Annotated in this window: 8 protein-coding genes and 1 pseudogene; 4 read left to right on the forward strand and 5 right to left on the reverse strand. The window is 73.0% G+C overall.

The window, feature by feature from the left end:
• Nucleotides 1–597: pseudogene (locus EHS43_RS25890) on the forward strand (pyroglutamyl peptidase); the annotation flags it as partial.
• 18 nt (nucleotides 598–615) lie between these two features.
• Here EHS43_RS25890 and EHS43_RS25895 read toward each other — a convergent pair.
• Complete coding sequence (locus tag EHS43_RS25895; protein ID WP_185806409.1) at nucleotides 616–1,101, reverse strand: GNAT family N-acetyltransferase; 486 nt, start codon at nucleotides 1,099–1,101, stop codon at nucleotides 616–618.
• Complete coding sequence (locus EHS43_RS25900) at nucleotides 1,085–1,915, reverse strand: EI24 domain-containing protein (RefSeq protein ID WP_125193167.1); 831 nt, start codon at nucleotides 1,913–1,915, stop codon at nucleotides 1,085–1,087. Before EHS43_RS25900 ends, EHS43_RS25895 begins: the two co-directional genes overlap by 17 nt.
• A gap of 357 nt (nucleotides 1,916–2,272) precedes the next feature.
• Here EHS43_RS25900 and EHS43_RS25905 point away from each other — a divergent pair, with 357 nt between their 5' ends.
• Complete coding sequence (locus EHS43_RS25905; protein ID WP_125193168.1) at nucleotides 2,273–3,424, forward strand: serine hydrolase domain-containing protein; 1,152 nt, start codon at nucleotides 2,273–2,275, stop codon at nucleotides 3,422–3,424.
• A gap of 206 nt (nucleotides 3,425–3,630) precedes the next feature.
• On the opposite strand, the gene EHS43_RS25910 is transcribed toward EHS43_RS25905, so the two are convergent.
• Complete coding sequence (locus tag EHS43_RS25910; protein ID WP_125193169.1) at nucleotides 3,631–4,629, reverse strand: NADP-dependent oxidoreductase; 999 nt, start codon at nucleotides 4,627–4,629, stop codon at nucleotides 3,631–3,633.
• 92 nt (nucleotides 4,630–4,721) lie between these two features.
• Between EHS43_RS25910 and EHS43_RS25915 the strand changes: the two genes are divergently transcribed.
• Complete coding sequence (locus EHS43_RS25915) at nucleotides 4,722–5,156, forward strand: MarR family winged helix-turn-helix transcriptional regulator (RefSeq protein ID WP_125193170.1); 435 nt, start codon at nucleotides 4,722–4,724, stop codon at nucleotides 5,154–5,156.
• A 61-nt stretch (nucleotides 5,157–5,217) separates the two neighbouring features.
• Here EHS43_RS25915 and EHS43_RS25920 read toward each other — a convergent pair whose 3' ends face one another.
• Both EHS43_RS25920 and EHS43_RS25925 read right to left on the reverse strand, forming a co-directional pair.
• Nucleotides 5,218–6,129: a hypothetical protein gene (locus EHS43_RS25920; protein ID WP_125193171.1), complete on the reverse strand. Its 912-nt coding sequence runs from the start codon at nucleotides 6,127–6,129 to the stop codon at nucleotides 5,218–5,220.
• Between the two features lie 5 nt (nucleotides 6,130–6,134).
• On the reverse strand, nucleotides 6,135–6,479 hold the full coding sequence (locus EHS43_RS25925) for a hypothetical protein (RefSeq protein WP_221740760.1): 345 nt from the start codon (nucleotides 6,477–6,479) through the stop codon (nucleotides 6,135–6,137).
• 43 nt (nucleotides 6,480–6,522) lie between these two features.
• Here EHS43_RS25925 and EHS43_RS25930 point away from each other — a divergent pair, with 43 nt between their 5' ends.
• Nucleotides 6,523–10,509 (forward strand): CHAT domain-containing tetratricopeptide repeat protein, encoded by a 3,987-nt coding sequence (locus tag EHS43_RS25930; RefSeq protein WP_125193173.1) that lies wholly within the window; start codon nucleotides 6,523–6,525, stop codon nucleotides 10,507–10,509.
• The last annotated feature ends 114 nt before the right edge of the window (nucleotides 10,510–10,623 follow it).

Consider the following 10,623-nt stretch of genomic DNA (forward strand, 5'->3'; position numbering starts at 1 on the left):
CAGGACTTCACGGACCGGACCGTGGAGCGGGCCCTGCGGCCGTATCTGCGGCGGGTGGATCTCTTCGCGACCGTGAGCCAGGGGCGGGTGGGCCGGTTCGACGTCGAGCGGACCAACGGGGCCTGGCGGGGCGGGTTCCCGGACAACGACAACGTCGGGGTGACGGGGACGGTGCCGGTCGCCGATCCGGCCTCCCAGCCGCAGTGGACGACCACGACACTGCCGTACCGGGCGATCGTGGACGCGGACACCGGGCGCTTTCCCGTCTACGACCACACGAGCGTGACCGAGATCCCCGCGGGCCAGACGCAGCCGGTCGTGCGTCCGGACGGGCCGACCCCGGGGTCCACGGCGCGGGCGGGCGGCGGCGGGGACTACCTCTCCAACGAGATCGCGTACCGGGCCACCCTGCTGCGGGACCGCCTGGGCCTGCACGACGTGCTCCCGGGCGGTCATGTGCACACGCCGGTGCTGGAGTTCGGGGCGGGGAACACCGATCCGGCGACGGGCACGGTGACCGACCCGGGGTTCGTGCGCAACCGGCTGGACATCATCGCGCAGGTGCGGGCGATCGTCTCGGTGGCCGCGGGGGCGTAGGACGGTCGGCGGCGGGGGCTACTCGCCGGGTGTCCCCCGCCCACCCGGCACGGGCCATTTCAGGAAGGTCGCCGTCCCGGTGAAGTCCAGACGGCGGTAGAAGCCGGCGGCCCTGCGGGTGGGCACGGTGACCTCGGTGTCGCCCGCCCGCCGTGCGCGGTCCTGGATCTCGCGGACGAGCCGGGAGCCCGTGCCGTGGCCGCGCAGGGGTGCGTCCACGGCGAGTTCCAGGAGTTCGAGGACGGTGCCGCCGGCGAACAGGGTCGACATCCGGGCCGCGTAGGCGTAGCCGACGACCCGGGTCCCCTGCTCGGCGACCAGGAACTCGGCCCGGTGCCCGGCGGCGGCCCGCAGCACCTCGGGGAAGGTGACGGCGTCGTAGCGGGCGCGCTCGGGGCGGTAGGTGGTGGCGAAGTCGCGCAGGAGCCGGAACACGGCCTCGGCGTCCGTGTGCGTGGCCGGGCGGATCACCAGGTCGGACGCCGGGTCAGACGCCGAGCTCACCCGGCACCGTCTCCCCGTCGGGCTCGCCGTCCTCGTCGTCGTCACCGGGCTCGTCGTTCCCGTCCCCGGTCCGCTCCCCCAGCAGGTCCCGTGCCATCAGGGTCGCGCCGGCCACCGCGCCCGGCATCAGGAACACCGCGACGAAGGGGACCAGGAAGGACAGGCCGAGAGGGGTGCCGAAGCCCCAGACGAGGGTCTTGCGGGAGCGCAGGAGGGTCAGCCGGGCCCGGAGGTCCACCCCGCGGCGCTGGAGGGCCACCGCGGTGAGCTCCTCGGTGAGGAAGAAGCCGGTCACGAAGAAGCCGAGCACCGGGACCACGGTCTGCCCGACGACGGGGACGAAGCCCAGGGCGAAGAGCAGGACCGCCCACAGCGCGGCCCGGACCACGATGCGCACGCTGTCCCGCGCCGAGATCCACAGCTCCCGCCAGAGCGGCAGACCGGACTCGGGGGCCGTGCCGTCCGGGGAGACGTCCCGGTCGACCTTCTCGGAGAGGCTCTCGTAGAAGGGCTGGCCGATCAGGAGGGTGACCGCCGTGAAGGTCAGCACCGCGAGGAGGAGGGCCAGCGCGAACAGGACGGCGGTCAGGAAGCCCCGGAACAGGCCACGCCACGGGCTCGACCAGTCAGCGGCGAACGGGGTCGCCCAGGACACCACGTCCTCGCCCCAGTTCGCCAGGGCCACCAGCGCGGCCACGTACAGCACCAGGGTGATCAGGCCCGGGATCAGTCCGAAGCCGTACTGCTTGCCGTGCCGGGCCACCCACCGCTGGCCCTTGAGGAGATAGTGGAAGCCCGCCCCGAGATCACGCATGTCCCGCACCCTATCGGGTGGCTCTTCGGCCACGGATACGGCCCGGGGCCCGGCTCCGGCACCCGAGGTGCGCCATCCGGGGCATCCGCGCCACGAACTCCTACTTGTTGCGGTTGAGTCGAACAGGTACATCTCGCCGTACCGATCTCGGGAAGCTCCGGAGGAGGTACGCGTGCACACCACGAGAAGAACCGTTCCCGCAAGCCCCTCGCGGCCGGCCGGGACATCAGCGGCGAGGTCTCGGTGATGTCCGGGAGCCCGGACGGGGCGCCCCTGGGGCACGGGGGAGTCCGCCCAGGTCGGACGGGCGTTGTTCACCATGGCACGCGCGAGCAGCGGCTGAGTTGAGGAGAGCGGATGACGCAGGAGATCCACGGCACCGTCGCGGACGGCTTCGAGGCGGTGCGCGAGGAGTTCACCGCTTTCGTGGCGGGCGAGCGGCCCGACTACGAGGGGCAGTTGAGCGCGTATGTGCACGGCAGGCAGGTCGTCGACCTGTGGGCCGGCGAGGAGGTGGGACCTGACTCCCTCTACGGCGTGTTCTCGTCGACCAAGGGTGCCGCCCATCTGGTGGTCGCGCTCCTCGTCCAGGAGGGCACGCTGGAGCTGGACCGCAAAGTGACCTACTACTGGCCGGAGTTCGCCGCCGAGGGCAAGGGTCAGCTGACCCTGCGGGAACTGCTGGCGCACCGGGCCGGGGTGGTGGGACTGGACGCCGGGTTCACCGCTCAGGAGCTGGCGGACGATCGGGCGGTGGCCGAACGGCTCGCGGACCAGAAGCCGTTCTGGCGTCCCGGCACGGCCTTCGGCTACCACGCGCTCGTGATCGGCGCCCTCACCGGCGAGATCGTGCGCAGGGCCACGGGCCGCACGCTCCAGGAGGTGTACGAGGAGCGGATCCGGGCGCCGTACGGGCTGGACTTCCACCTGGGGCTGCCCGAGTCCCTGGAACCCCGTTACCGCTCGGTGCAGCCGATGGTGCCGACGGCCACGCAGCAGGCCCTGCTGGACGCGACCCCGACGGGTCCGCACACCCTGGCCGCGATCGCCTTCAACCAGCAGGTGCCGGAGCCGGGTGACCTGGTGGACTACGCCAACTCCCGTGCCGTACGGGCGAAGGGGCCGGCGTCCGCGGGCGGGGTGGCCGCCGCGCGGGGCCTCGCGGGCATGTACGCGGCGGCGATCAGCGAGGTGGCGGACCGGCCGCCCCTGCTGAAGCCGGACACCGTCGCGGAGGTGGGCCAGATCCACTCCGTGGGCTACGACCTGGTGGCCCGCGCCCACAAGTCCTACGGCCTGGGCTTCCAGGCCACGGCCGACATGTGGCACCCGTTCCTGGGCGCCGGTTCCTTCGGCCACAGCGGCGCGGGCGGCTCCCAGGCCTTCGCCGACCCCCGCAGCGGCCTGGCCTACGGCTACACCCGCCGCCGGATGGCGTTCCCGGGCGGGGCGGCGCCGGAGAACGAGCGGTTCGTGCGGGCCGTGCACAGGGCGGCCCTGGCCGTGTGAGCCGTACGGCACGGGCGAAGGCGGCACCCCACGTCCAGGGATGCCGCCTTCGCCCTGTGCGCCCCACGGGCTCCGCCGGACGAGCCGCACGGAGACGGTTCCGCGGGTCGCCCTCGAGTACGGGCGGGCCGGGGGGCCTGCTCACGCAGGGCCCGGGCCGGCCGCGTGCCGCCGTACGGGAGGCGCGCCTGCCGCGGTGCCGACGGTCAGAGCTTGACGATCATCTTTCCGGTGTTGTCGCCGCGCAGGACCCCGAGGAACGCCTCCAGGTTGTTCTCGATGCCCTCGACGACCGTCTCGCGGTACTTGAGCTGCCCGGACGCCACCCACGGGCCGACCTCGGAGACGAACTGCGGCTGGAGGTCGTAGTGGTCGCCGACCAGGAAGCCCTGGATGCGGCCGCGGGTCTGGATCAGCCGGGCGAGGTTGCGCGGGCCGGGGGCCGGCTCGGTGTTGTTGTAGACGGAGATCATGCCGCAGACGGCGATCCGGCCGCCCTCGTTGAGGGAGCCGATCGCGGCCTCCAGGTGGTCACCGCCGACGTTGTCGAAGTAGACGTCGACACCGTCCGGGGCGGCCTCGCGGAGCTGGTCGCTGACCTTGCCGTTCTTGTAGTTGAAGGCCGCGTCGAAGCCGTACTCCTCGACGAGCAGCTTGACCTTCTCGTCGGAGCCGGCCGAGCCGATGACCCGGGAGGCGCCCTTGAGCTTGGCGATCTGGCCGACCTGGCTGCCGACGGCACCCGCGGCGCCGGAGACGAAGACCGAGTCGCCCTCCTTGAAGGAGGCGGTGCGCAGCAGGCCGGCGTAGGCGGTCAGGCCGGTCATGCCGAGGACGCCGAGGTACGTCGACAGGGGGGCCGCGTCGGCGTCCACCTTGACGGCGTGCTTGGCGTCCATGACCGCGTACTCGCGCCAGCCGAAGAAGTGCAGGACGTGGTCGCCGACGGCGATGCCCTCGGCGTGGGACTCGACGACCTCGCCGACCGCGCCGCCCTGCATGACCTTGCCGAGCTCGAAGGGCGCGGTGTACGACTTCGCGGCGCTCATGCGGCCGCGCATGTACGGGTCGACGGAGACGTACTTGTTCCGGACCAGCACCTGACCCTCACCGGGGGTCGGGACCTCGGTCTCGACCAGGGCGAAGTCCTCGGGCTTGGGCCAGCCGACCGGGCGGGAGACGAGGTGCCATTCGCGGTTGATCATGATGCCTGCGACCTTTCGATTTACTTCAGTGCCTTAAACAACCATGCTCCTGAATATTTCAGGTTGTCAAGTAAAGGGGTACCCTGGAGCGCATGCCCACTCCTCACAAGACCCGGCCCGACGCGCTGACCATGGAAGTGGTGGAGCTCATCGGGGACGTGGTGGCCCGCTTCCACTCGGACTACGAGGACGCGGCCGCGGAGCACGCCCTCACCGGGGCGCAGGCGCGGCTGCTGAGTCTGCTGTCCCTGGAGCCGCTCCCCATGCGTAAACTGGCCCAGAAGCTGAAGTGCGAGCCGTCGAACGTCACCGGGATAGTGGACCGGCTGGAGTCCCGCGGACTGGTGGAGCGGCGCCCCGATCCCGCGGACCGGCGGGTCAAGGTGGCGGTGGCGACGGAGCCGGGACTCGAGGTGGCACGGGAGCTGCGGGAGGGACTGCGGTTCGCCCGGGCACCGCTGGCGGGACTGTCCCAGGAGGAGCGGGAGTCGCTGCGGGACCTGCTGCGGCGGATGCGGGACGCGTGACAGCGGGCGTCTGCCCCTGGTGCCGGGCTTCACACGGCGGAAGACACTCTCGCCACAGGTCCTAGCGACCCTTGCGTACGAGCTCGGTGACGCGCTCGCCCTCGCTGATCGTCAGCGGGCCGGTGTCCTCCGTGGCGTCGCCGATCCCCAGCGCGGCCGCCAGCGTACGGCCGTACAGGTCGAGCGTGGCCTCGGTCAGGGTGCTGAGATCGGCCACGGCGGAGCGGGCGCGGGCCCACCCGGTCAGCCCGATGCCCGCGGCGATCAGCAGGGCGGGCCACCACACCACGGTGAGCAGGAGGTAGGGCACGGCCCAGGTGCCGGTGGCGACCGCGGCGGCGAACGCCGAGTGCGCTGCGGTGAGTTCGGTCCGTGCGGGGTCGGGGAGCACCAGCCAGAGCCGTGACCAGCCATAGGCCAGGTCGAGTCCGTAGCGGTGGTACGCGATGGACTCCACGGCGTGGATCCGGTCGCCCATCCAGGTCGGCCTGCCCGGTTCGGCCATGGCCAGCCGGGTGATGCGGTGGGCCACGGCGTCGATCCGGTCCTGCCCCTCGCGGGTGCGGCCGACCGGGCTGGCGGCTTCGAGCGCCCGGCGTTCCTCGACTAGCCGGTGCCACCGCGCCCGCCGGCGCGCCGTACGCGTCGCCGCGACCGAGGCGAACGGGCCGGGCCACGGTCCCAGCCAGACACGTCGGGTGACCACGGCCAGCGCCTGCACCACGAAACCCACACCGGAGGCGGCCGCCGCCACGGCTGTCACGAGCAGGACCTGCGCCCCGCTCGACAGGTCGGCGACCGCGGCCATGTCGTCCTCGGCCCGACGGGTCAGCAGCGCGACGTTCCACGCGTCGGCATGGCCGAGGACGAGGGACAGCCACACCGCCCCGAGGAAGAACGCACCGGGCAGCACGAGCAGGCTGATCCACCGGTCGGCCAGGGTCTTGGCCAACTGCTGGAAGAAACCGCCCACCCGCGCTACCCCCGCTCCATGGGCCGGCCCATGACCGCGCAGCGCGGGATCGCGCCCGCCGGTGGCGGCACCGCCGTCCGGTCGCAGGCGCCGTCCGGGCAGCGGAAGTTCTCCTGACGGGCGGTGCCCGGCCCGGCTCCCGGCAGTCCCGTGGCGAGCGTGCGCACGGTGGTCGCACGGTCGGTGTCGAGCAACTGGCTCAGCAGGGTGACCACCGGGCGGCGTGCCCGGGCCTCGGCCACGATCCGTTCCAGCAGTTCCTGACGTGCCGCGGAGTGCCGCCGGGTCTCGCCGATCAGCGCGTCGAACTCCTTGCACAGCGTGGTCAGGGCCGATCGTTCGGCGTCCAACAGGCCTCCCCCTCAGGTCAGTCGGCCGATAGTCTCACGGGCGATGTCCTCCGACCACCGGCTCGATCCGGAACAGCTGAACCAGCAGGCGGTCGACCTGCTGGACGCGGCCACCCGAGCCGGTGACACGGCCCTGCTCGTCCACTGCGTCTCCTTGTTCCGGAACGTCCTCACCCTGACACCTGCGTACCATCCCCACCGCGCCACCCGCCTGTACAACCTCGCCGAGACCCACCGGGCGCTGTACGCACTGACGGGACAGGAGGACCACGCCGACCAGTCGATCGGCATCGGGCGGCAGGCCGTGGCCGTCCTCCAGGTCGGCAACCCGAACTCCGCGCTGATCCTGGGCAACCTCAGCGCCACACATCTCCTGCGGTTCCAGCGGGCCGGGCGGCCGGACGACCTGGACGGTGTCATCGAGTTCGGGGAACGGGCCGTCGTCGCGACCGGAGCCGACCTGAACATGGCGTTCCACCTGGCCACTCTCGCCACGGGCCACTTGACGCGGTTCCAGCGGACCGGGCACCTCGCGAACCTGGACCGCGCCGTCGACTGCGACGAGCGCGCGCTGGCCGCCGCCCCCGCCGACTCCCCGCACCGGCAGACCGTCCTCACCGACCTCGCCTCGGGCTACCTGCTGCGCTTCGAGCGGACCGGCCACTTCGCGGACCTGGACCGCGCCATGGACACCGGCGAGCGCGCGCTGGCGGCCGTCCCCGCCGGTTCCCCCGGCCTGCCGGTGATCCTGACCAACCTCGCCACGGGGCACCTGCGGCGCTTCGAGCGGACCGGGCACCTGGCGGACCTGGACCGCGCCATGGACACCGGCGAGCGCGCCCTGGCCGCCGCCCCCGCCGACTTCCCGCACCGGCAGACCGTCCTGATCAACCTCGGCGCCGCCTACTGGTCACGGTTCGTACGGGCGGGCCGTCCGGCGGACCTGGACCGCGCCATCGGGTTCGGGGAGCAGGTCGCCGCCGACATCGGTGGTCCGCATCGGGTGACCGCCTTGTCGAACCTCGCCGCCGCGTATCACGCCCGCTTCGAGCGGACCGGGAGCCTGGCGGACCTGGACCGGGCCATCGGCCACCACGAACGCGCGGTGGCAGCCGTCCCGGGTGACGCGCCCGACGGTGCGACCTACCTGTCCAACCTCGGCATGGCCTACCACGCGCGGTTCGAGCGGCTCGGCGAGCCGGCCGACCTGGACCGGGCCATCGGCCACCTCGGTCGTGCCGTCGCCACGGCACCCCAGGGGCACCGCCAGTCCGCGACGTTCCTGTCCAACCTCGGTGTCGCCCACCACACGCGCTTCGAACGGCTGGGGAACGTGGGCGATCTCGACCGTGTCGTCGCGTACTACGAACAGTCCGTCGCCGCCACACCCGCCGACCACCCGGATCGCGGGATCCGTCTCTCCAACCTCGGTACCGCGTACGACGCGCGATTCGACCGGAGCGGCAACCCCGTCGACATGCACCGGGCCGTCGAGAGCCTGCAGAGATCCGTCGCCGCCATTCCCGCCGATCACCCGTTCCGCGCGACCGCCCTGAACAACCTCGCGGCGGCCCTGCGGGGGCGGTTCGAACAGCTGGGGGACGTGGCCGACCTGAACCAGGCCGTCGCGCACCACGAACAGGCCGTGGCCGCCACGCCCACCGACCACCCGGACCTCGCGTACCGCCTGTCGAACCTGTCCCTTGCCCACTGGTCCCGGTTCGCCCGCGCCGGGGAGCCGTCCGACATGGATGCGGCCATCGACGCCGGCCGACGCGCGGTGGCCGCCACACCGGACGACCACCCGAACCGGGCGATGCACCTGAACAACCTCGGCAACGCCCTCAGCCAACGGTTCGGGCACAGCGGCAGCCTCAACGACCTGGACCGAGCCGTCGCCCATTTCGAACAGGCCGTGGCGGCCACCCCGGACGACCACCCGAACCGGGCCGTCTGGCTGTCCAACCTCGGGGTCGCCCACGGGGCGCGCGCCCAGCGGAGCCGCAGGCGTCCCGACTTCGACAGCGCCGTCGACCTCGGGCTCCTGGCGCTCGCGGCCACCCCCGCCGACCATCCCGACCGGCTGCTGCGCCTGTACAACCTGGGGCGGGCCCACCAGATGAGGTACGAGCACTCGGGCGATCAGGCCGACCTCGACCGCGCGGTGGACCTCGCGCGGGAGGAGGCCGCCGCCGTCCCCACCGGCCATCCGGCCCGCGCGCAGCATCTGTTCAACCTCGGCAACGCCTACCGGCTGCGGTTCCAGCGGACCGGCGCCTCGTCCGATCTCGATCGCGCCGTCGAGGCCGCGGAACAGGCGGTCACGGCCACCCCGGGCGACCATCCCAACCGGGCCGCACGGATCTACTTCCTGGGGACCTGTTACCGGAGGCGGTGGGACACCGACGGAGCCCTCGACCGGTCGCGGATCGACCGGCTCGCGCAGGACGCGCTGGCGGCCACGACGTCGCCCCCGCTCGACCGGCTCCGCGCCTGCTGGGCGGCAGGCCGGCTCGCCTACGCACTGGACGAACCGCACACCGCCCGGCTGCTGTTCGACACGGCGGTGGAGTTGCTGCCGTCGGTCGCGGCGCGGGAGACCTCGTCGGCGGACCACGAGTACCGTCTCGGCGCGAACCGCGGACTGGTCGGCGAGACGATCGCCGTGCACTGCGCCCTCGACGATCCGGGCGGCGCGGTCCAGGCAGGTGAGCTCGGCCGGTCGGTCCTGCTGACGTCCCGGCTGGCCCTGCGGACACCCCTCGCCGACCTCGAAGCCGAGCACCCCGCGCTGGCCCGCCGTCTGAGCCGCGTCCGCGACGCCCTCAACGCGCCGGACCCCCCGGCCATGGCCACGCCCGACGGCGAGGACGTCGATCACGTCGACCGGCGCAAGGAACTGTGGGCCGAGCACGACGCCGTGCTGACGGAGATCCGCCGGCTGCCGGGGCTGGACCGGTTCCTCCTGCCTCCGACGTGGCGCGAGCTGCGGCCGACCGCCACCGGCGGGGCGGTCGTGCTGCTCAACGCCGGACCGCAGAGGTGCGACGGCATCGTCATCACCGCCGACGGGCCCCCGCTGCTGGTGCCACTGCCCGAGCTGCACCTGGCCGAAGTCGAGTCGTGGGCGGCCGAGTTGACAGAAGCGACGCACGACGCCGGGTCGTTCACCGGCGAGCTGCGCCGGCAACGGGTACTGACGGAGCTGCTCGGCCGGCTGTGGGACACGGCGGTCGAGCCGGTCCTCGACGCGGTCGAACAACGGATCCGCCCGGGCGGCGGAGCACTCCCCCGGGTGTGGTGGATGCCGACCGGGCCGCTCGGGCTGCTGCCGCTGCACGCGGCCGGACATCCCGGCCGGACCGGGGCGCTCGACCGGGTGGTCTCGTCGTACACGTCCACGCTGCGGACCCTGGCCCGTGCCCACGGACGTCCGGCCGCGACGGCCCCGCGCCGGCTCGTCGTGGCCCTCGACCGGACCCCGGGGCTGCCGGACCTGCCGGCCACCGTGGCCGAGGCGGCGAGCCTGCACGCGGTGCGTCCCGACATTCCGTTGCTCACCAACGAGCGGGCCACCGTCGCCCGGGTGACCGGCGCGCTCCCGGAGGCGAACTGGGCGCACTTCGCCTGCCACGCCGGCACCGACCCCGACGCGCCGTCCGAGGGTGGGCTGCATCTCCACGACGGCGTGCTGTCCATCGCGGAGATCGGCCGCCGCGACCTCCACGGGGCCGAACTCGCCTACCTGTCCGCGTGCTCCACCGGGCATGTGGGCCGACGGCACGCGGACGAGTCCATCCACCTCGCCTCCGCGTTCCAGCTGGCCGGGTACCGGCATGTCGTCGCGAGTCTGTGGCCGCTGGACGACCACGTCGCGGCCGGCGCGGCCGAGCACTTCTACCGGCTGATGCCGGACACACCGTCCGCCGATGACGCGGCGATCGTGCTCCATCGCGTCATCCGGGACCTGCGCGCCGAGCATCCCGGCCGACCGCACCTGTGGGCATCGCTGATCCACAGCGGCCCCTAGTGGAGTCCTCCCGAGGGCGCGGCCGACCGACGGCCCTCCCGGCTTCACACGGGCGAAGCCCTTACGTGCACCACCACAGGAAGCGGTCGCACTCCGTCGGGGACGGGTCCGGGC

It is taken from the genome of Streptomyces sp. RP5T (assembly GCF_003933965.1).
In the GTDB taxonomy this organism is placed as follows: Bacteria; Actinomycetota; Actinomycetes; order Streptomycetales; family Streptomycetaceae; genus Streptomyces.

What these genes read in the sequence shown, in the direction of transcription:
- EHS43_RS25900 (WP_125193167.1), bottom strand. Translation starts at nt 1,915, where the DNA reads ATGCGTGATCTCGGGGCGGGCTTCCACTATCTCCTCAAGGGCCAGCGG.
- EHS43_RS25905 (WP_125193168.1), top strand. Translation starts at nt 2,273, where the DNA reads ATGACGCAGGAGATCCACGGCACCGTCGCGGACGGCTTCGAGGCGGTG.
- EHS43_RS25910 (WP_125193169.1), bottom strand. Translation starts at nt 4,629, where the DNA reads ATGATCAACCGCGAATGGCACCTCGTCTCCCGCCCGGTCGGCTGGCCC.
- EHS43_RS25915 (WP_125193170.1), top strand. Translation starts at nt 4,722, where the DNA reads ATGCCCACTCCTCACAAGACCCGGCCCGACGCGCTGACCATGGAAGTG.
- EHS43_RS25930 (WP_125193173.1), top strand. Translation starts at nt 6,523, where the DNA reads ATGTCCTCCGACCACCGGCTCGATCCGGAACAGCTGAACCAGCAGGCG.